Genomic DNA, 22,726 nt, shown 5'->3' with positions numbered 1-22,726 from the left:
ATTAGATGGATGTTTTCCAGCTATTATTGGAAAAGATAAGAATTACCTAGATTTAACTGTATGTTATCCAGTTATTTGGAAAATGAGGCGCCACACAAGGTTATTTCCCTTGTATGGCGTCTTTTTCACGTTTCAGGATGCCCACGCGCCTAACCTGTTAATCCAACGAAAACATGTATATTGAGCAAGCGGCCTCGGATAGATATGCTTGGGACATTCAAGGAAGAGGGAGTGTAGAGAGAATGACAATCGAACAATGGATAGGAGATGCCTGGGAACAGGGTGTCCGCAAAGTAAAGAACACGAGCCAGCGAGTAGGTGCAGCATTTCCTCACGGATCGAACGAGGGGCAATTTCAATTGACCTCGCCGCACTACTGGACAGCGGGTTTCTGGCCTGGAATCTTATGGCTCATCTATCAAGATCGCCAAGATGAACAATTGCGCCTCTTCGCGGAGAGCTGTGAAACACAAATGGATGCTGTAATCGAGGCTTATGAGCCTCTTGATCATGATATGGGTTTCATGTGGACGCTAACTTCGATAGCGAATTGGCACCTCACCGGCAATGAGCAATCCAAACGCCGGGCTTTGAAGATTGCCAGCCATTTAGCGGGTCGATTCAACATCAAAGGAAACTTCATCCGCGCATGGAACAGTCCGGAGCGCGTAGGATGGGCAATCATCGATTGCATGATGAATTTGCCACTGCTCTACTGGGCGTCGCAACAAACGAACGATCCTCGCTTCAAACATATCGCTGAGGCGCACGCGGGTATGGCCGCCAAGCAGTTTATTCGCGAAGATGGCTCCGCGCATCATATCGTCTGCTTCGACCCAGAGACGGGTGAGCGCACCGGCGCTCTCGGTGGCCAAGGCTATGCGGAAGAGTCCGCATGGGCACGGGGTTCGGCATGGTCGATCTATGGCTCGGTGCTCAGCTACCGTCATACCGGCCGTGCCGACCTGCTGGCAGCAGCGGAGCATGCAGCCTCATTCTTCCTAGCACACTTACCTGAGGATAAGGTGCCGTATTGGGACTTCCGATTGCCTACCTTCGAGGGGGCATCGCGTGATACGAGTGCCGCAGCGATTGCGGCAAGCGGACTGCTAGACCTGGCTGCGGTATGTGCAGGCGATCGGGCGCTCTTTTATAAGGAACAAGCATGTGCGATCTTGGAATCCCTCTCCATTCATTATGTTGCAGTTGATTCCGAAGAAGCGATCTTGCTCTCAGGCACGGGCAACGTACCAATGAATCAGAATATCAATAAGCCGCTCATTTACGGTGATTACTACTACATGGAAGCATTAGCGAAGCTGCAAGGATATCCCTCTTTCTGGGAAATTGGCGCTGCCAAAGTGCATGTATATCCCTAGAAAAAGTGTATATCGGATCACGAAAATCCGCATGGCATAAGCCTGTTAATTGATCGAAATCATGTATATTGTACGGATGGCGGATCAGCAGGTACGATGAGTTCAAATTACAGAGCAAGGAAGTGACACCGATGAGTCAGACACTCCCTCCTTCATCACCAGCGATGGTTAATCCGAAGGCGAGTACAGCAAAAAATAAAAGTAATTGGCTAGTAAGGAAGTATGGCAAACGCGTATTAAAACAGAACATACCGCTGTACATCATGTTTGTGCCTATCATCCTTTTCTTCTTTATATTTAAATACTACCCGATGACGGGGCTCGTTATTGCTTTTAAGAAGTACAGTTTCATTAAAGGGATTTGGGGCAGTCCTTGGGCAGGCTTGGATAACTTTAAAATGATCTTTCAGACGAAACAAATTTTTAGTATCGTGTGGAACACCTTAAAACTAAGCGGGTTAAGCATCATCATTGGTTTCCCGGTTCCGATCATATTAGCGCTGCTGCTCAATGAGGTAAGAAGGACGCAGTTCAAAAAGTTAGTACAGACGCTGGTATATTTGCCGCATTTCCTCAACTGGGTTATCGTTGGCGGGATTGTTGTTACGGTGTTCTCGCAAAGTACAGGAACGCTCAATCATCTGATCGAGAAGTTTTTTGGTGAATCGTATCCTTTCTTATACAAAGAGTTTTCCTGGATTTCCATTTATCTGGCATCCGGTGTTTGGAAGGAAGCAGGTTGGAATGCGATTATTTATCTTGCAGCACTAACAGCTATAGATCAAAGCTTATATGAAGCATCAAGCATAGATGGCGCAAATAAATGGCAGCAAACCACTCGAATTACATTGCCTGCAATTCTGCCAACGATCATTATTATGTTAATTCTGAAGATTGGACATTTAATGGAATTAGGCTTCGATCAAGTGTTTGTCCTGCAAAATAACGCCACCCTTGAAATCTCCGAGGTTATTAGTACCTTCATGTACAAAATCGGAATTCAACAAGCAAATTTCAGTCTTGCGACAGCAATGGGATTATTCGAATCCTTGGTTGGTTTAATCTTGGTGCTTGCAGCCAATCGCATTGCGCGCAGCTTCGGCCAAGGCTTATGGTAAGCAATCACATGAAGTACTGACAAAAGTTAAGAAGGAGAAGCTTATGAAGCATACACGAGGAGAGAAGGTATTTTACGCCCTCAACTATATATTTTTAACGATTATAGGTCTCAGCTGTTTATTACCGATTGTTCACATTCTAGCGTTGTCACTGAGTGATAAGCATGCGTTAATGTCTGGAACGGTAAGCTTTTGGCCAGTTAATTTGAGCTTAGACGGCTATAATGCGCTGTTCAAGGAAAGCCCAATCATCAAGGATTTTAGGAACAGTGTCATCATTACGGTGGTGGGGACATTCCTGAATATTGTTTTCACAATTCTAGCTGCATACCCGTTGTCCAAGCGTTATTTTATCGGACGCAGATTCTATTCCTTCGCTATTATTTTTACCATGATCTTCTCAGCTGGTCTCATTCCTACGTATTTATTAGTCCAAAAATTGGGGCTTATCAATAGCTACGGTGCGCTGTGGCTGCCTGGTTTGATCACGGTGTGGAATCTCTTGGTTTTGAGAAGCTTTTTCGAAGGATTGCCAGAAGAGTTGGAAGAGGCTTCGCGTATTGATGGTTGCTCCGAATGGCGCTTGATCATTCAAATTGTGTTGCCATTATCATTGCCAGTCCTAGCTGCATTAACATTATTTTATGGGGTAGGCCACTGGAATGCTTTCATGAATGTACTTATTTATATCAATGATTCCAGCAAGCTGAATTTAGCGGTACTCGTGCAACAAATGATTCAAAATCAAAGTTTGATGCAGGAATTGACAAATACACAGCCTGAATTAGCAGCAGCAATTACGCCAGAAGGTGTTAAAGCGGCAGGGGTTATTGTTATGACATTACCGATGTTAATCGTATATCCATTCTTACAACGGTTTTTTGTCAAAGGTGTTATGGTCGGCGCTGTAAAAGGATAATGGTAATTCCTTGAAAGGGGTGATGTGCAGCACTAAACATGGTAGTCTTAGTTTTACAAGTAGATGAAATTATTGGGGTTATCTTAAAAATGCACGTACATTACATGAGGGGTGACTTATTCATATGAAGAAAATCAGTAAATTGAAAGCAACTTCCATTTCCTTAGCTTTGGTACTCTCAAGCACGACGCTACTTGCAGCTTGTGCATCGGATAAAGAAAAAACAGATAAAGCAACAACGACGCCAGGCGCTGCAAACACAGCTGCGGAAAGTGCGAAACCAGCAGGACCTAAGCCTAAGATTACGGTTTCCATTTATGATCGTAACAATGTACCTGAAGGTGAAGGCACGATTACGAATAACCGATGGACGAAGTGGATTAATGAGAATGCACCTGTGCAAGTTGAGTTTATCCCTGTTCCACGTACGAACTCTTCAGAAAAGTGGAACGTCCTGTTCGCTTCGGGGCAAGCACCTGACTTAATCATGGAATTTTCCAATCCCTATATGAAGGATTTGGCGTCCAAAGGGCAAATTATTGCACTTGATGATGCCATTGCGAAGTACTCGACGAATTACAAGAAGGTGTTTAGCGGCAATGAGACGATCCAGAAGTTAACAAGGTTTAATGGGAAAACCTTCTTCTTTGGTCGCACGCTTCCTTTCACAGCTAACCATTATGTGATGATTCGCCAGGACTGGTTGGATAAATTGAAACTTCCAGCGCCAAAAACAACAGAGGAGTATCTCCAAGTTGCCAAGGCGTTCACAGAGCAGGATCCTGACGGTAATGGCAAGAAGGATACACTCGGTTCGACTTTCTACGATGTGGACTATTTCTTCCAATTAGGTCAAGCGAGTGATGAAACATTGCCGATGATCACGTCCTATCATCTGAACAATGATCAATATGTACGGACATGGGATCGTCCAAAGGCAGATCTCGCGTTTAAGAAAGCTCTATATGATGCGGGCACTGTAGATAAAGATACGTTCACAGATAAAAATGGTGCTAAAATGCAGCAGGATTGGGTAAACGGCAAGCTTGGCATTTATGGTTCAGATGTATTAGAAGGCGCTAAAGGTTTCGATGTCTACACGACGTTGATGAAAAACAATCCAGATGCCAAAGTGACGATTCTACCGCTTCCGAAGTCTGAATTCGGTCAATTCTCACCTGCAGGTGCTGTTCCTATGCAATTTACGTCTGCCATTAATGCAACAGCGAAGAACGTAGAAGCCGTTGTGAAATACGTCGACTGGTTGATGACACCAGATGTTCAAAAGACATTAATGTATGGATTGGAAGGCGTTCACTATAAGATGGTAGATGGTTGTCCGAAACCGATTGATGCAGAGAAAAACAAGAAAGAACTAAATTGGAATGGCGATTTCCAAATGATGTCTCAAACCGGCGAAATGGGGAAATGTGTGGAGTACACAAACACATTGGATCCTTCAAAACCAGTTGATAAAGGGTATATCGACTTAGTGAAACAAGGTAGAGCAGCTTACATCACAGCGGATCGCCCAACAACGTCCGAAGTTGTACTTCCAGTTACTCTGACAGACGATCTGACTGTTATTAAAAACACATTGAAAAATACACTTACAAATATTTATACAAAAGCTGTTGTTGGTGGAGCAAGTTATACGGTTGAACAAGCAATGAAAGATGCACAAGAAGCTTGGGAAAAAGGCGGCGGTAAGAAAGTCGATGACTTCTATACAAAAGCCTATACGGATAACAAAAAAGACGTTATTTACACGAAAGATTACTATAAATTGTTAACGAAATAATGAAATCAACTAAGTAGTTCATCATGTGCTTCCTTCCTGCAGCAAGTTTGTTCGGGAAGGAAGTTTTTCTTACTAGAAGTTTTTCTCTTAGAGGTATTCTCAAATCAGAAAGGGGATAATTAATGTTTATTAAATTTCGTTTCTTGAAAGCGCTTTTATTGGTTCTGGCTTTGATTGTCAATGTCCTGGCACTGCCCAATCAACCTGCCTCTGCGGCAGATGAGTATGACACATTACGATCGAAAATTTATGATTTTACCACTGGTGGTCCTACATACGATCCGGCCGATCCAGACATCAGCGGGAAGATTACCAATATTACAACGCTCGCTCAGACGAATTGGGATACGATGAATAAGGCTGCAGGAAGAACTTACCTGTGGAGTGATATGGCAACGACAACGGAATCGGAGCATGTTTCCGGAAGCTACCAACGGTTAGAAGCCATGACGTTGGCCTATGTTACGAGAGGTTCAACACTTCAGAACAATGCAACTCTGCTGGCAGATATTATTAGTGCCATGGATTGGATGTACACGAACAGATATAACACTAGCGTAGTCTATAGAGGCTATGACAATTGGTTTGACTGGCAGATCTCCTCGCCACTCAGCATCAATAACATCACGACTTGGATTTATTCTAGTTTAACCTCGACGCAGATTAACAATTGGCATGCAGTTATCGATTATCAGGCACTTACTTGGGGAGCTGGGCTGACCGGAGCTAATCGTGTATGGGCTTGTAACATCAAAATTACAAGCGGGATTATCGTCAAGAACAGTGCCAAAATTATCCTGGGCAGGGACCAACTTAGTTCGGTATTTGATTATGTGGCTTCTGGTGAAGGCATGTACAGCGATGGTTCGTTTCTGCAACATACCGCACTCATTCCCTATAACGGCGGATATGGCGTAAGTTTAATGGATAATTTGACGAAGGTCATGTTCATCGTAGCAGGTTCTACATGGGATATTACGGATCCAGATGTGGATCATATTTATCAATGGGTTTATGATGCATTCGAACCGCTATTTTATAATACTTCGATGGTAGATATGGTGAGAGGACGAAACATTGCAAGAAAAGCCAGCGATGATTTGGGATTAACTTCAATGGGTGCGCTTGGAGCTTCCGTGGCACGAATGGCCTTGTCCGCTCCATCCGCCGATGATCGTGCAGCGTATAAATCGATGATTAAAAAATGGATGACTGACGCAACATCTCCAACTAAGTATGCAGATTTGGTAATGATCAGCTCCATCGTGCAAACGAAACAAATCATGAGCGATCCATCTGTTACGACAAGAGATGCGCTAGTCAAGAATAAACAATACCCGAACATGGCTAGAGCGATCCACCATAGACCAGGATTCGCTTTTGGCATCAGTATGTCTTCCAATCGAATTGGTAATTTTGAGATTGTTAACAATGAGAATTTGAAGGGCTGGCATACAGGGGACGGAATGACCTATCTCTATGATTCTGATTTGACGCAGTATAAGGATAATTACTGGCCTACCGTAAATAGCTATCTCTTACCTGGCACGACCGTCAATCAAAACACGACAGCAGCAGCAAATGCGAAAAATCCGAACTCTTGGGTTGGGGGCACGGAGATTTCAGGACAATACGGGATCACAGGCATGCAGTACACAGCTAATGGCTACAATCTTACAGCGAAGAAATCTTGGTTTATGTTTGATGACGAAATCGTGAGTCTAGGTGCAGGCATTACGTCTACCGACAACAAGGTTGTGGAATCGATTGTTGAGAATCGCAAGCTCAACAGCAGCGGCAACAATGGGCTTACTGTAAACGGGACTGCCAAATCAACGGCACTAGGTTGGACTGAAACCATGACTGGCGTGAACAAGATTCACTTGGCCGGGAATGTGTCAGGTTCAGATGTTGGTTACTATTTCCCGACAGCTGCAACACTCAAAGGGGTGCGCGAGGCACGAACAGCCTCATGGTCGAGCGTTAATACGTACTACACAGGCGCGGAATACACGACGAACTATACACGCAACTTCCTGAATATGTGGTTCGATCACGGCACTAATCCGACAAACGCCGGGTACGCTTACGTGACACTGCCAGGCAAGTCCAGCGGGCAGTTGGATACGTATACAGCAAACCCAGACATTACGGTAATTGAGAATTCAACCGCTGCACAGGCTGTGCAAGAAAATGCACTTGGCATTCTAGGTATTAACTTCTGGAATGATGCTTCCAAAACGGTAAGCGGTGTCACTAGCAACAAAAAGGCTTCCGTCATGGTCCGTACAACCGAGAACGGAACTGAAGTTTCCGTATCTGACCCAACACTCTCCAATACGGGCACCATTCAACTCACGCTTACGCAAAGTCTGGGACCAGTGGCCTTTAAGGATTCGCGGATAACAACCAGCACGAGCGGAGGTACGACCACTCTCACCGTCAATGTGAACGGTGCCGGCGGCAATAGCATCAAGGCGTTTTTTGCAACGCCTTCCACAGGACCAGTTACCGGTTACACGGTGAACGAAGATTTTGACGATATGCTGCCTGGTGCGCTGACCGGCCAAAATGGCTGGATTTTCAATAACGCAGGGGTGGCAGCGAATACGGTTGTTGTGCAGAAAGAGAATGGCGTGAACGGGGACAAATCGCTGAAAGTAACGGCAGGTTCAACAAGCGGGGGTGCCGAAGCTTATCGTCTGTTTAATGCACCTCAAGGCGGCTACATTACTGCGGAAGCTACTGTAACGGCTGATGACACCAATTGGAAAAATGCGTTAATCATCGCGGACAACAGCTTAACAGCCAATAACGTGGCGGCTCAACTGGTGATACAAAGCGGCAAAATTTGGGGATATAACGGCAGCACCAAAACGGATGTGTTAACGGGGATCACCAGTGGCCAACCGTACCGTCTGAAAGTCGTGATCAATGCGTCAACGAAAAAATACGACGTCTACGTTAACGATGCGCTGCTCGCCTCGGGCTGGAATTATCGCTTCTCGGGCGTAACCACGCTCGACAAGTTCTCTACCTCCATCGCTGGCAACGCAAGCTCGATGAGCGTGGATGATGTGAAAGTAGCGTATAAGCCACTTACTTTAACAAGCCTAATGGATCAGAACTTTAACAGCATGACGCTTGGCAATCTGAATGGTCAAGACGGTTGGGTATTCGATAACGGCGGCATCTCGGGGAATACGGGAGTGGTGCAGACGGTGAGCGGATCGAACAAAGCTGCAAAATTGACAACAACGTCCACTTCAGGTAAAGCCGAAGCGTATCATGGGTTTATGGCACCGGCCAACAGCACAGTCATCGTAGAAGCGACTGTGACCCCCGATGATAACAACTGGAAGAATGCTTTGATCGTTGCTGACAGCAGTCTCTCTTCGAACAGCTCGGCCGTCCATCTCATTATGCAGAACGGCAGAATTTGGGGCTACAACGGCGGTACCCAAACGAATGTACGGACTTCCATTACGAATGGAGAACCATACCGTCTAAAAGTGATTATCAATACATCCACGAAAAAATTCGATGTCTACGTGAATGGCGAGCTGCAAGGCTCACAGTGGAACTATCGTTATTCCGGTTTGACGAAGGTCGACAGGTTTAGCACATCGATTGGCGGCAACGCCAGCTCGATGAGTGTAGATGATGCCATGGTGAGCTATATTCCATAAGATTTTCACGTTGAGTTAGCCAAACATCTAGTTCAGTCATAAGCTCCTCTTTCATTCGTTTGGTTAATTCCTAATCCAATCATTGAAGAGGAGCTTTCTTTTGCCTGATACAATGTGATTTAGGAAGGGGATATTTATGTTAACACGTAAAAGTCTACTATTAAAAGCGCTTGTACTGTTGCTTGCATTGGCAATTAATATCGTAGCAGTGCCGATTAAACCTGCCTATGCGGCAGATGAATATGACACGTTGCGAGCGAGAATTTATGATTTTACCACAGGAGGTTCTACGTACGATACGGCAGATCCTGACATCAGCGTCAAGGTCACGAATATAACGACGATTGCACAGACGAACTGGGATACGATGAATAAGACGGCAGGCAGAACTTACCTGTGGAGTGATTTAGCCACTACAACGGAATCGGAGCATGTTTCCCAAAGCTACCAACGGTTAGAAGCGATGACGCTTGCGTATGTAACGAGAGGTTCATCCCTGAAAAACAATGCAACTTTGCGTGCGGATATTATCAGCGCTATGGATTGGATGTATACGAACAGATACAATACCAGCATTCCAAAAAGAGGATACGACAATTGGTTTGACTGGCAGGTTACCTCACCACTTGTTATCAATAACATCACGACTTGGTTGTATGACAGTCTAACCCCAACGCAAATTAGCAATTGGCATGCCGTCATTGATCATCAAGCGCTTGTTTGGGGAACTGGCTTGACTGGAGCCAATCGTGTATGGGCTTGCTACATAAAAATTGCAAGCGGGATTATCGTCAAGAATAGCGCCAAAATTATCGAGGGCAGAGACCAGTTAAGCTCGGTATTTGATTATGTGACTTCCGGAGAAGGGGTGTACAGCGAGGGTTCCTTTATTCAGCATACCGCACTCATTCCCTACAACGGGGGATATGGCACAGCTTTGCTCGATAATTTGACGAAAATCATGTATGTCGTAGCTGGATCCACTTGGGATATCGTAGATCCGGATGTGAATAACATTTATCAATGGATTTATACAGCTTTTGAACCGCTATATTATAATAACTCCATGTTTGATAATGTCAGAGGAAGAGGTATTGCTGGTTTTAGAGACGATGATAAGGGACTCACTTCTATAAAAGCAATTGGGCCTTCCGTGGTTCGGATGGCACTGTCCGCACCGAATGCCAGCGATCGGGCTGCCTATACATCGATGGTCAAAAAATGGTTGCTGGAAGCCACTTCACCTACGAAATATGCGGATTTGGTCATGATGAGCGATATCGTCCAAGCGAAGCAAATCGAAGCTGATACATCCGTTACTCCAAGAGCGCCGCTGATCATGAACAAACAATACCCGAATATGGCTAGAGCTGTACACCATAGACCGGGATTCGCTTTTGGCATCAGCATGTCTTCCAATCGAATTGGAAATTATGAACAGATTAATGATGTCAATTTGAGGGGTTGGCATACCGGAGACGGGATGACCTATCTGTATAATTCGGACTTGAAACAATATAAAGATTCCTACTGGCCTACGGTCAATAGTTATCGCATGCCAGGTACAACCGTTAATCAGAATACCACGGCTGCTGCTAATGCCAAAAATCCGAATAGTTGGGTAGGAGGGACTGAAGTCGCAGGCTTGTACGGAGCGACAGGGATGCAATACACGGCCAATGGCTACAATCTCCAAGCGAAGAAATCCTGGTTTATGTTTGATGATGAAATCGTAAGTTTAGGTTCCGGCATTACATCGACGGACAACAAAGTTGTCGAAACCATTGTCGAGAACCGCAAGCTGAACAGCAGCGGAAACAATGCGCTCACGGTAAACGGGTCAGCGAAATCTACAGCACTCGGGTGGAGCGAGACGATGACTGGTGTAAATCGCATTCATTTGGCAGGGAGTGTGGCAGGTTCGGATGTCGGATATTACTTTCCTACGACTACAACACTTAAAGGATTGCGTGAAGCGCGAACAGACCAATGGTCAAGCATTAATCAATACAATCTTGGCACCGATTACACGACGAATTTTACACGCAACTACATAAATCTTTGGTTCGATCATGGTACGAATCCGACTAACGGCACCTATGCGTATGTGCTGCTGCCAGGAAAGTCCAGCGGGCAGGTGGATACGTATGCTTTGAATCCAGATATTACGGTAGTTGAGAACTCAGGTGAAGCACAAGCAGTAAAAGAAAATGCATTAGGAATACTAGGAATTAATTTCTGGAATGATGCTTCCAAAACGGTGAGCGGTGTCACCAGCAACAAAAAAGCGTCCGTAATGGTACGCACAACCGAGAACGGAACGGAAGTTTCCGTGTCTGATCCAACGCTGTCCAATGCGGGCACTATTCAACTGACGATTGCGCAAAATTTGGGTCCGGTTGTTTATAAGGATTCACGAATCACAACTAGCACCAGCGGCAGTACGACTACACTCATTGTCAATATGAACGGTGCTGGAGGCAAAAGCATTAAGGCGTTCTTTGCAACGCCTACTGGCGTCCCGATTGCCGGCTATACGGTGAACGAAGATTTTGATAACATGCTGCCTGGTTCGCTGACAGGTCAAAATGGCTGGATTTTTAACAACGCTGGCGTTGCTGCGAATACGGTTGTTGTGCAGAAGGAGAATGGCTCTGCCGAGAATAAATCACTAAAAGTAACGACAGGCTCAACCAGCGGAAGCGCCGAAGCATATCGTTTGTTTAATGCTCCGCAAAACGGCTACATTACAGCGGAAGCGACCGTAACGGCTGATGATGCCAATTGGAAAAATGCACTCATTGTCGCGGATAGCAGCTTAACGTCCAATAACAATGCCGCTCAGCTTGTCATGCAAGCCGGCAAAATTTGGGGTTATAACGGCGCTACCAAGATCGACGTGCTAACGGGGATTGCGAATGGTCAGCCATATCGTCTGAAAGTCGTGATCAACGCTTCAACGAAAAAATTCGACGTCTACGTCAACGATGCGCTGCTCGCTACGGGCTGGGACTACCGTTACAACGTGGCCACGCTCGACAAGTTTTCCTCTTCCATCGCGGGCAACGCCAGCTCAATGAGCGTGGACGATGTGAAAGTCTCGTATAAGCCGCTTACGTTAACTAGCTTAATTAATGAGAACTTTAACAACATGACGCTTGGTAATTTGAACGGGCAAGGCGGTTGGGTATTCGATAACGGCGGCGTCACAGGGAATACGGGCTTGGTGCAGACAGTGAGCGGATCGAACAAGGCGGTCAAATTGACAACAACGTCCACAGATGGCAAAGCCGAAGCCTATCAGGTATTTACCGCACCGGCAAACAGTACGGTTATCGCAGAAGCGACTGTGACCGCCGATGACAACAACTGGAAAAACGCCTTGGTCATCTCAGACAGCAGCCTCACCTCGAACAACAGTGCAGCTCATCTCATCATGCAGAGCGGCAGAATTTGGGGCTACAACGGTGGTACTGCAACGAATATACAGACCTCGACCACGAACGGAGAACCGTATCATCTCAAAGTCATCATCAACACGACAACGAAAAAGTTCGATGTCTATGTAAATGGTGAACTGCGAGGTTCACAGTGGAACTATCGGTATGCTGGTTTGACCAAGGTCGACAAGCTAGGAGCATCGATTGGCGGCAATGCCAGCTCGATGAGCGTGGATGATGTCAAGGTGAGTTACAATCCGTAAAGGTTTGGAAGTAAAGTTCTAATATGTGCAAAGAAGTCTGAGGATGCCTCAGGCTTCTTTGTTTACATGCTAGAATTTAGATGTATTGCGCAGGTGGTGAGCGAGCGTATAGCCAATAGCCAATAGCCAATAGCCATAGCCAATAAATAGATGGATTTTCTGTAGTTAAATGTTTGAAATTTCCGATCAAACGCAGAACAGATGGATAATCTACAGCTATTTTTATAAATTTCACTTGATATCAACAAATGTGGCAGTTTTAACTGCATGTTTTCCATTTAAATCAATTATTCGAGGGAATTTCTCGTAAATAGCTGTATATTTTCCAGTTAATACAATTAAGTAGGCAAGTACTTTTGCAATTGGGTTATCTTTTTCCCTATGTTAATTCTGCAAAGAAATGTAGATTGATGGGCCGTACCATAATCGGTATGTTTAACCTGTAAGCTAAGAAATTTAGGAGGATTATTATGCCTGCAACGATTGAGACCTATCCCTTACCGTCTATTTACATGGAATCAACGTTTTACACAGTGAAGGCTGATCATACCGGTATACCGGTCATCTCTTTTCTGACGGATCGTGATTATGATTACGCTCATTTCTCTTTTTCGGGGTCAACAACCATAACGATTACGGTGTGTGAGCCGATCGATACATATGCGATAAGTCCATTAGCTTTTGAGATTCAAGGGACGGTAGATGGGAATAAGTTTACCTTTGACCTGCATGAGTCCCGCTATCTCATTGTGAAAATCAACAAGTTGAAAGAGCTCGTCCTTATCGCAGATCCCCTTGAAGTGAGCGCTCCACCTGCATCTGGCCAGGGGATCTATCATGTGGTTGCTAATTATCGTGCTGATTTCACGGGGAAAACGCTGGCTACTTCAGCGATTCAAGAAGCCATCAATGACGCGAGCTCGGCAGGCGGGGGCGTAGTCTATGTTCCCGAAGGCGTATTCCTGATCGGCAATCTAATCCTAAAAAGCGATGTTACCTTGTATCTGCAAGGAGGCGCCGTACTTCGGGCAACCGATCATAAAGAGGATTACACGGTTGATTTTCATAAAGATAGTCTAAATTATGACGGAACCTGGCTTATCCAAACAGAACCTAATTCCACCAATATTGCGATCACAGGTCGAGGGACAATTGATGGGAATGGTTCATGGCTCAGAGCCAGTCAAAACTTTGTTAGCAATTTAGTTGTGCCCATACTTACCTCTAACTTTACGATGGATGGGGTTATTGGCAGAGATGCTGGTCTTTGGGCGCTCATCCCTACGCGCTCGAATCATGTGAAAATTACGAACTACAAGGGCTTTCAATCGTTGGTTGACTACGAGGATGACGCGATAGATATTGTTGAGTCACAGCATGTGCTTGTTACACATACAATTGCTATTTCGGAGGATGACCCGTTCTCCACCAAAACTTGGAATGAAGCAACGGATATCGCCCAGAATTGGCCTGGCTCGCCACAAGTGCTTGAGAATGTGACGTTCGATGATTGTGTAGCATGGACCTGCTGTGCAGCTTTTAAGGTAGGGATGGGAGTAGAGCAAGCACAGCGGAATGTTATTTTTAAAAATAGTTACGTCTATCAAGCGAGTCGGGCTATTGCGATTCACCATCGTTTTGGAAAGGCCCCCGCGGAGAATATAACCTTTGAGAACATTGATATTGAGCAAGTTATTCATGAAAGAAATGGCCCCTTTTGGCTGCATCTGGAGATTGAAGAGAGTGGAAGAGGAATTGGACCCGTTACCCAGGTGCTTTTAAAAAATATTAAGGTGCGCGATCAAGGCCGACTCCCATCCTTGCTGCGTGGAACAGATCCTTTCCGGATTGAAAGTGTTACTTTTGATCAGATTTATATGATGGGTAGCACGAAGCCGGCAGCATCGTTGGAAGAGATGAATATTCGCAATATGGAGCTGTACGTTGTGAATGATATTCGATAATGAGATGAGGAGGTGGTCTGAGTGCGAATACTGCTTACTGACTTACCCTATAATGGACAAATAGAGACCAATCAATCCCGAAAACCATGGGAACAGACGACAGGTTGGCCATGCCGTTGGATTACCTTCAGTGAGGCTTTGAAACCGCCTTTTGTTATTGTTTACCGATGCAAATTCACTTTAAAGGAAGCCCTTCGCGAAAGGATACACGTTTCTGGAGATGAAAGGTATGAGCTGTTTCTGAATCATAAAAGAATCGGCCGAGGCAGCGAACGTGGAGACCGCAGCAATTGGTTCTATGAGACGTATGAGGTCGAACTTGCCGCAGGAGAGCATCAATGGATTGCACGCTGTTGGGCCATAGGCGATCATAAGCCGTGGGCACAGGTCAGCGTACAGCCAGGTTTCCTGCTTAGTCCAGATGATGAAGCACTCGCGCCGCTGATGGGGACTGGTGTTGCTCAGTGGGAAGCGAAGCCGATGCTGGGTTATCGTTTTGTTCCACTGCCCTCTAGCATCGGTACCGGTGCAAAACTGGACATTGACGGTACTGTATTCGATTGGGATGCCCTATCCGGGGAAGGTGACGGCTGGCTTCCAGTACAACCATTGGCGAATGTTTATCATACGCAGGACAATTATCACTTTTCGTCGGTACAGCGTTTTATGCGTCCGGCTACATTGCCACCGATGCAAGAAGTTAGCATGAAGACTATGGGGATCCGCTTTGTTGAGCAAGCCAGTATCTTGGAATCAGATGGATATCCGATTGTCGCCAGTCGTGATTTAGTAGAGGAGCATGAACGTTGGAATAGTTTACTTACGGGGCAACCGATTCACATTCCAGCGAATACCCGAAGAAGAGTCATTATCGATTTGGGAGATTATTATTGTTTCTATCCTGAACTTGTCGTTTCGGGAGGCACAGGTTCTGTCATTCGACTCCATTGGGAGGAGTCTTTCTATGATGAAATGGATGGCGGACGCAAGACGAACCGAAATGAGATTGCGGGTAAATGGTTTAGAGGTTATGGTGATACCTTTCGTCCAGATGGCGGACCTAACCGAAGTTTCGATACATTATGGTGGCATGCAGGACGATATGGCGAGTTAATCGTGGAAACGGGTAGCGATGCGTTAGAGCTAAATGTGTTTAGACTGCTGGAAACGAGATATCCGTTGGAGATGGAAGGTTCTATCCAGAGCAGTGATGAACGCCTAAATCAAGTCGTTTCTGCGTCATTTAGGACGTTGCAAATGTGTGCACACGAAACCTACATGGATTGCCCCTACTGGGAGCAGCTCATGTATGTGGGGGATACTCGCATTCAGTCGCTTGTTACCTACGTGAGTACGCTTGATGCTCGATTACCGCGTAAAGCACTGGACATGTTCCGAGTGTCGCGCAACAATCATCTTGGACTTGTGAACTGTGCTTACCCGGACCAAAGCGGCAAACATATTTCCTCCTTCTCCTTGTGGTGGGTAGCAATGGTCTACGATTATGCCTTGTGGAGAGGCGACCGAGAATGGATTCGTTTCATGATGAGCAGCGTTCGGGATGAGCTGGATCGTCTCTTGCACAATCGTTCATCGAATGGTGCGGTAAAATTGCCTATTTCGTGGAACTTCATGGATTGGCAGACTGCGCCTTCCGAGGCATGGAGCTCGGGCATACCGCCGCATGGAGCGGATCGATTGAATGCAGCTTATAATCTGCAGATGATACATACGTTGGAGCTAGTTGCCAAGCTTGAAGCTTACTTAGGGGAACCAGAGTTGGAATCACGTGCAAGACGGTTGGCAAAAGAACTGAGCAACGTGGCCGAGCAGCTGTTCTGGAATGAGGAGAAAGGGCTGTTTGCGGACGATACTGACCATCTGTATTATTCGGAGCATGCCCAAGTACTTTCCCTATTATGTGAGTCGATTTCTCCTAGACTAAACCGTCGCCTCGTACCAGAAATACGAAAGACGGCCACTGATATGATGCGCACAAGCGTGTATTTTGATCATTATACGTTCGATGTGTTAGCGGCTGCGGGTCATGTTGAAACGCTGTTGGACAGACTCGAGCCTTGGTTCGGTATGGAGGCAATTGGTCTTATGACGACGCCGGAAATATTCATGGATTCGACGCGTTCGGACTGTCATGCTTGGGGCGCTCATCCGGTCTACCATCTCTACACCAGCTTGCTTGGCATTCGCCCAGCATCCATGGGTTTTGCTTCTGTTGTGATTCGTCCGCAATTAGGATCTTTAACGAGTTTGCAGGGTAAGCTCCCGCATCCGAATGGCTTCATCGAAGTAAAAGTGGCGTGTCCGGGCAGCCAATGGCACGTAAAAGTCTTATTGCCCCATGGTTTGCCCGGCACGTTGGTTTGGGGCAATGAGAGCTATCCTCTGAGTCAGGGGCAGAATGAGTTTGAGTTTCCCTTGCTAGGCTGATCCTTGATTTTATAGCCCTTGCAGCGTAGTTGATGCAGGGGCTTTTTGGCGGAGTTTGACTCGAAAGGTAGTTGCAACCAAGTCCCTTAGCTCCCTAACTCGCGCGAATCGTCGCACTATCCTCATTTTGCTTCCAGATACATCCATGTTAACTCCGCGAAAGGTTGTATATTGCTCCGATATCCGTTCAAGGATAGAATGGTAGGATAAATACCCTTTTACCATGAAGGAGAGAGCCCTACTTGAGAAGAAATTGGTTCCATCGCTTGCTACTTTCCTATGTGCCTGTGCTTATTCTTATTGTGTGTCTATTCGTATTTATCGGGGTCGTTCAGCTCAACGATCTGTCCCGTAAAGAAGCCCTTAAATCCAGTGGCGTGTATGTGCAAAATATTCAGAGCAGCATTGACATGTCGCTGAATTCCATTGAAATGATGATGCTGGAATCGATAACTCGCAATGTTAACATAACGACCTTCGCTGGGATGCAAAGTGATACGAACTTTTTCATCGAGCTTTCCCGATTGCTTCAAAGCCTAACCTCTACCAATCCATGGATTGATTCTGTCTATTTGTATCGGGCAGGTGATGCAACGGTTATTAGTGATAAAACAAAGCTGAATGTCGATCAATTTGCAGATAAACCGTTCATTGAAAGTCATATAAATAATCCTGAACTAGCTAGCTGGAGTTTGCCCCGTCCCTATCGAATGCTAAAAGATGGGAATCTGGAAGGCACAGTCATTTCTTTGTCCCGAAGTATTCCCCTGCAAAGTAAAGGGATCGCTATAATGGTCGTTAATGTGAAACTTAACGCTATTCAAGAATTTCTGAGTAAATATGGCATATCTGAAGTGAATCAGATTGCACTTAAAGATAGTCAAGGCCAGATGATTTTTGAGCAAAAAGGCAAGGATCCGAAGGTTGATGATATTACGATCATATCCAACTATACAGGTTGGACCTATACGAGCTCGCTTAAGAAGGAAGAGCTGGGTAATATTTTTAGCTATATGAAGAGCGGTTGGTTTATTATTGGATTCTTGGGGCTGCTGCTAGCGATAGGCTGGATTGTGTATATTACCCGCAAAAATTATAAGCCAATTGAAACGATTATGTCGCGAATCGAGAAATACAATCAGGTGCATAAAGAGCATCCGATACAAGGACCAACAGTCGATGAACTTAGTTATATCGATTACACGTTGAGTAACATCATTGAGGTGAGTCAGGAGTATCAGAATCAGAGTCTCGTGAATCATAAGTATCGACGTATCCAGCTATTCCACGAGATTATTGATGGAAGTCGCCCGTTAGAGCAGGCAGATTGGAACAATGAGTTGTTGGAGCTTGGCATGAAGCAATTGGGAAGTGCCGCCGTCAGCATCGTCGAAATTGATAAATATACCGAGTTTATTAGTGGGCATTCCCGTGAGGATCAGGGGCTTTTTAAGTATATTTTGAAAAAAGTAGTCGAAGAATCGGCTGAAGCCTGTGGTCTGCGCATTTGGCAGGAATGGGTCACGAATCATCGGTTGTGTATTCTATTTCTTGAAGAACAGCAGGAGATTCCACTGGAGACCATGATGTTGACCCTGACGGATCAAGTCCGTCAATGGATGCAGAACAATTTGAAGCTGACGGTGACATTCGGTTTGGGCTGTACGGTACACGAAGTTCAAGCGATACATCGGTCCTATGAATCATCGGCTAGGGCGCTGGACTATAAGTCTGCGCTTGGCAGCAATCGGGTGATCGGTCATTGGGAAATTGAGCTGTTGTCGCATGATGATCTATACGTTTATCTGCAGTATGTACGGACGATTGCGCAAGCTTTCCGTGTCGGCAACGATGGGTGGCAGGAGCAGTTGAAGCTGCTATTTGAGGGGTTACGTCGTCTTTTGCTTCCGAAAGAGGAGATTAGCGGCATTCTCAGTTATATGAACTATTATTTTTATCGGGAAATGATGGAGCTGCCTCCTGAGTATCAAGAATTGTGGAATCGGGAATTCCGCACACCGTGGGATGAGAATATGGAGACGCTTGAAACGCTAGATGAGCTTGAAACCTTTTATTTGGAGACCATTTCTTCGTGCGCACAGCAAATGGAAGCCATTCGTGTCAGCAAGGGCAATCACGGTGTAGTGCAAAAAGTAAAAGAGTACATTGAAGCTAATTTCAGTGATCCAGATTTATCCCTATCGAGTCTTAGTGAACAATTTAATATGAATTCTTCCAGCTTAAGCACGATATTCAAAGAGGATTTCGGTGAGAAATTCGTTGTCTACCTCTGCCAAATACGGATGGAACGTGCCAAAGAATTGCTAAGAACGACATCTATGCCGATCCAGGAAATTTCAGAACATGTCGGATATTTACATCAGATGTCATTCATTCGCGCTTTTAAGAAAATGATAGGTACAACGCCAGGCGATTACCGGAAGGTCCACCAATAGAATCGGCCTACATGTTAATTCGGCAAAGAAATGTAGATTGAATACAACCTCCAAAGTAGGTAAAGTGAGTGAAAAGTGACGCGATGTTGCCTTTCACCTACAACTACTTTCGGAGGTTTTTATGTCAAATATATGGGAACAATTGCTTCATCCGCCTAATGATTACCGGACGATTCCCTTTTGGTCATGGAATGATAAGTTAGAGATCGCTGAATTAGAACGGCAAATTGAAGAGATGCATAAAGCGGGAATTGGCGGATTTTTCATGCATGCAAGAGGTGGACTTCAAACTCCCTACATGGGGGAAGCATGGATGGATGCGATTCGTGCCTGCATTAAAAAAGGCAAAGAATTAGGCATGTCGCCATGGCTATATGACGAGAATGGGTGGCCGAGCGGCTTCGCAGACGGACAAGTGCCTGCCAAAGGTGCGGCTTTTCAGCAAAAGAAGCTGCTTTGTGAACAAGCACCTTTTCAAAGTGCTGCGCAGCATACAATAGCGTATTATGAGCAGACTGAGAACGGGTATAGACTTCTTGGGGATGAAGATGCAGAGAAGGCACAGCTTCGATTGTACTATGAGATCAATCCCTATTATTTAGATGCCTTAAGCGAGCAAGCAGTAGGTGCTTTTATTGAAGCCGCTTATGACGCGTATTGGGAGCGTTTCGGGGAAGAGTTCGGTGATGTGATTAAGGGCTTTTTTACGGATGAACCTCAATTTGCTCGCGGTCAATTACCGTGGTCCTTTGAATTAGAAGCGGCTTTTCGATCTGCGAATGGGTATGAGTTGAAGGACGTATTGCCAGCGTTATTCCTGCAAATAGAAGGCTCTGCGCAAGCCAGATATGACTACTGGGCATGTGTTACGGCGATGTTCACGAAGGCTTATGCGAAGCAAATCGGTGACTGGTGCCAAAGTAAAGGATGGTCATTTACTGGGCATGTTGTGGATGAACAAGCGCTGCAGATTCAAGTAACCTCTGTTGGAGATCCCATGGCGTTCTATGCACATTTGCATATGCCAGGGTGTGATTGGCTTGGCCGATTTATCGGAGATGAGCCGATTGTTCCGAAACAGGTTGGATCTGTCGCACATCAGCTTGGTAAAAAGCAAACGATTACCGAAAGCTTCGGCTGTTCCGGTTGGGATATTAGCTTCGCGGATTTAAAGCGAATTGGTGAATGGCAGTTCGTCCACGGCATTACGATGATATGCCAGCATTTGCAGAGCTATAGCCTGAAAGGTCTGCGGAAGCGGGATTATCCGCCCTCTTTGTTCTTCCAACAGCCGTGGTGGGAGGACTATAAGGGCTTCAACGATTATTTCGCCAGATTGTCGATGCTGCTGTCGGAGGGTATAAGACAAGTCGAAGTGCTGCTCCTGCACCCGATTCGAAGTGCGTGGACCTTGCAGCGCGGAGAAGATCGCTCCGATATTCCGCGGTTTCACACGGCGTTCGCTCAGCTATCGCGCTGGATGTGTCAAGCCTTTATCGAGCATGATTATGGCAGTGAAAGCATCATGGAGGGGCACGGCCATGTGAAAGACGGCCAGTTCATCATAGGAGAGGCGAGCTACCGTGTGGTGGTTCTGCCGCCAAGTGTGACGATGAGCAGGACGACACTAACGTTGCTGAAACAATTCGTGCAGCAAGGCGGGCGGATGATTGCATGCGCACCCTACCCTCAGCTAGTGGAAGGTGTGCTAGACAGTGAACTTGCGGAGTTGCTCCTGCAAGCGAATAAACCAGAATGGTCATCCGCTGCCATGGTGGATGCCATAACAAGTGTCAGTGCACCTTCTATTCGGATGACCGATGAGCGCGGAGTTACGATCGCTGCGGACACCGTCAACGTGCAAACCTTGGAACTTGAAGGATCACGGCTGTATTATGTCGTCAATTCCGGGGAGGAACACTACGCTCAGGTTGACATCGAGCTGCTTCATAAAGGCAATGTGAGCATGATTGATCTTACAAGCGGCGACACTGAATACCTTGATCAGATCGCAACGGCAGATGGCATTCGGCTTCAGCTGCCGCTGCATCCTGGTCAATCCTATATGCTGCGGCTGAAGCCGAGTACGGGACAAAGGCCTATTGAAATTGGGCAGTCATCACATAAAAGTGAAAGTCAATCCACAGAAACAACAATATTGAGTTCCCACTGGGACGTCGTTTCCCTCACCCCCAACAGCCTCACATTGGATACGTGTCGGTTACGTGTGGAAGATGGCGAGTGGTCTGAACTGCAGCCTGTAATTCGTATCCAAGAACAATTACTAGCGTGGGGGCGATCTGTTGATATAGAGCTAGACTTTCCTTTCTATGTTGGATGGGAAACGGGATATAACAGAGATTTATTTGTTGTCATGGAAAGTCCTGAGCTTTTCGCCATAGAAGTTAACGGTCGTAAGGTCTCCTCCGAGAGCTGCGGAACTTGGCGAGATGGTTCGTTTCACAAAGTCGATATCCGTGGCAACGTGCAAAGAGGAGAAAATCACATTCGGTTAAACAGGCATTTTTATAACTCGCCGGAAACGTATCAAGCGATTGAGAATGCGAAAAAATTTGAATCAGAAGGCAATAAATTAACCTTCGATACCGAAATTGAGAGCATCTATCTACTGGGTGAGTTTGGTGTTGAATCCCAATCTGGGTATATTTATGGTGAAAGAAATGCGGTTCAGACGGAGGGGTCTTTTGTCCTTACGGAAATTCCTCAGGTCGTGCATGCGAGCGAACTTGTTCAGCAAGGACTTCCTTTCTTCGCGGGTACGTTTCGATTGCGACAGCATATCCTTGTGAATTGTAACGATGGCGCTGGGGCGAGGTGGTTCTTTCCAGAACCACCTCAAGCTGCTGTAGCCAAACTTTGGATGAATGGACACGAAGTTCGAACATTCTTATGGGAACCGTATGAGGCAGACATTCGTAGATGGCTGGTTGATGGGGAGAATGTCATCGAGATGGAGCTAACGAATAGCTGCCGGAATTTACTTGGCCCTCATCATCATGTCCATGGTGAAATTTACAAAGTAGGCCCGTCCAGTTTCACGAACACACCAGGTTGGACTGACAAAGGGATACCTCAAGGGGTTTCGATGTATGTAGATCGATACACGTTTGTTAGGTTCGGATTGCCAGTACCGCCGCGTATCGTGGTTTCTATTATTTGAAAAACTGAAAAACAGATCATAGACAGATGTTTATCTGCCCGTGATCTGTTTTTTTGTAATAACTGTAC

General features: G+C 45.8%; 10 protein-coding genes. All 10 read left to right on the top strand.

Annotation, left to right across the window (positions count from 1 at the left end; translation table 11 throughout):
- Nucleotides 1-242 precede the first annotated feature (242 nt).
- Entirely contained in the window at nt 243-1,379 is a 1,137-nt protein-coding gene (locus HQN88_RS18215) for a glycoside hydrolase family 88 protein (protein ID WP_173115055.1), read from the top strand.
- A gap of 131 nt (nt 1,380-1,510) precedes the next feature.
- The gene (locus HQN88_RS18210; RefSeq protein WP_246320307.1) at nt 1,511-2,497 is read left to right on the top strand and encodes an ABC transporter permease; all 987 of its coding nucleotides are present in this window, start codon (nt 1,511-1,513) and stop codon (nt 2,495-2,497) included.
- 43 nt (nt 2,498-2,540) lie between these two features.
- Nucleotides 2,541-3,416 (top strand): carbohydrate ABC transporter permease, encoded by an 876-nt coding sequence (locus tag HQN88_RS18205; protein WP_173115051.1) that lies wholly within the window; start codon nt 2,541-2,543, stop codon nt 3,414-3,416.
- Between the two features lie 124 nt (nt 3,417-3,540).
- Nucleotides 3,541-5,217: an extracellular solute-binding protein gene (locus tag HQN88_RS18200; RefSeq protein ID WP_173115048.1), complete on the top strand. Its 1,677-nt coding sequence runs from the start codon at nt 3,541-3,543 to the stop codon at nt 5,215-5,217.
- Nucleotides 5,218-5,339: 122 nt separating this feature from the next.
- Nucleotides 5,340-8,906, top strand: a complete 3,567-nt coding sequence (locus HQN88_RS18195; RefSeq protein ID WP_173115045.1) for a polysaccharide lyase 8 family protein — start codon at nt 5,340-5,342, stop codon at nt 8,904-8,906.
- 136 nt (nt 8,907-9,042) lie between these two features.
- A complete protein-coding gene (locus HQN88_RS18190) occupies nt 9,043-12,609 on the top strand; it encodes a polysaccharide lyase 8 family protein (protein ID WP_173115042.1) in 3,567 nt (1,188 codons plus the stop codon).
- Between the two features lie 470 nt (nt 12,610-13,079).
- Complete coding sequence (locus HQN88_RS18185) at nt 13,080-14,573, top strand: glycoside hydrolase family 28 protein (RefSeq protein WP_173115039.1); 1,494 nt, start codon at nt 13,080-13,082, stop codon at nt 14,571-14,573.
- 21 nt (nt 14,574-14,594) lie between these two features.
- Nucleotides 14,595-17,021, top strand: coding sequence for an alpha-L-rhamnosidase-related protein (locus HQN88_RS18180; protein WP_173115036.1), 2,427 nt, complete (start codon nt 14,595-14,597; stop codon nt 17,019-17,021).
- Between the two features lie 242 nt (nt 17,022-17,263).
- The gene (locus tag HQN88_RS18175) at nt 17,264-19,477 is read left to right on the top strand and encodes a helix-turn-helix domain-containing protein (RefSeq protein WP_173115032.1); all 2,214 of its coding nucleotides are present in this window, start codon (nt 17,264-17,266) and stop codon (nt 19,475-19,477) included.
- A 121-nt stretch (nt 19,478-19,598) separates the two neighbouring features.
- Entirely contained in the window at nt 19,599-22,658 is a 3,060-nt protein-coding gene (locus tag HQN88_RS18170) for a glycosyl hydrolase (RefSeq protein ID WP_173115028.1), read from the top strand.
- Nucleotides 22,659-22,726: the final 68 nt, after the last annotated feature.

Source organism: Paenibacillus qinlingensis, assembly GCF_013204845.1.
GTDB lineage: Bacteria > Bacillota > Bacilli > Paenibacillales > NBRC-103111 > Paenibacillus_E > Paenibacillus_E qinlingensis.
The sequence above is the reverse complement of the archived record's forward strand: the minus strand, read 5'-3'. Positions and strand labels throughout refer to the sequence as shown.

Coding starts and splice junctions, on each gene's coding strand:
- HQN88_RS18170 (WP_173115028.1), top strand. CDS start 19,599: ATGTCAAATATATGGGAACAATTGCTTCATCCGCCTAATGATTACCGG.
- HQN88_RS18210 (WP_246320307.1), top strand. CDS start 1,511: ATGAGTCAGACACTCCCTCCTTCATCACCAGCGATGGTTAATCCGAAG.
- HQN88_RS18205 (WP_173115051.1), top strand. CDS start 2,541: ATGAAGCATACACGAGGAGAGAAGGTATTTTACGCCCTCAACTATATA.
- HQN88_RS18195 (WP_173115045.1), top strand. CDS start 5,340: ATGTTTATTAAATTTCGTTTCTTGAAAGCGCTTTTATTGGTTCTGGCT.
- HQN88_RS18190 (WP_173115042.1), top strand. CDS start 9,043: ATGTTAACACGTAAAAGTCTACTATTAAAAGCGCTTGTACTGTTGCTT.
- HQN88_RS18200 (WP_173115048.1), top strand. CDS start 3,541: ATGAAGAAAATCAGTAAATTGAAAGCAACTTCCATTTCCTTAGCTTTG.
- HQN88_RS18215 (WP_173115055.1), top strand. CDS start 243: ATGACAATCGAACAATGGATAGGAGATGCCTGGGAACAGGGTGTCCGC.
- HQN88_RS18185 (WP_173115039.1), top strand. CDS start 13,080: ATGCCTGCAACGATTGAGACCTATCCCTTACCGTCTATTTACATGGAA.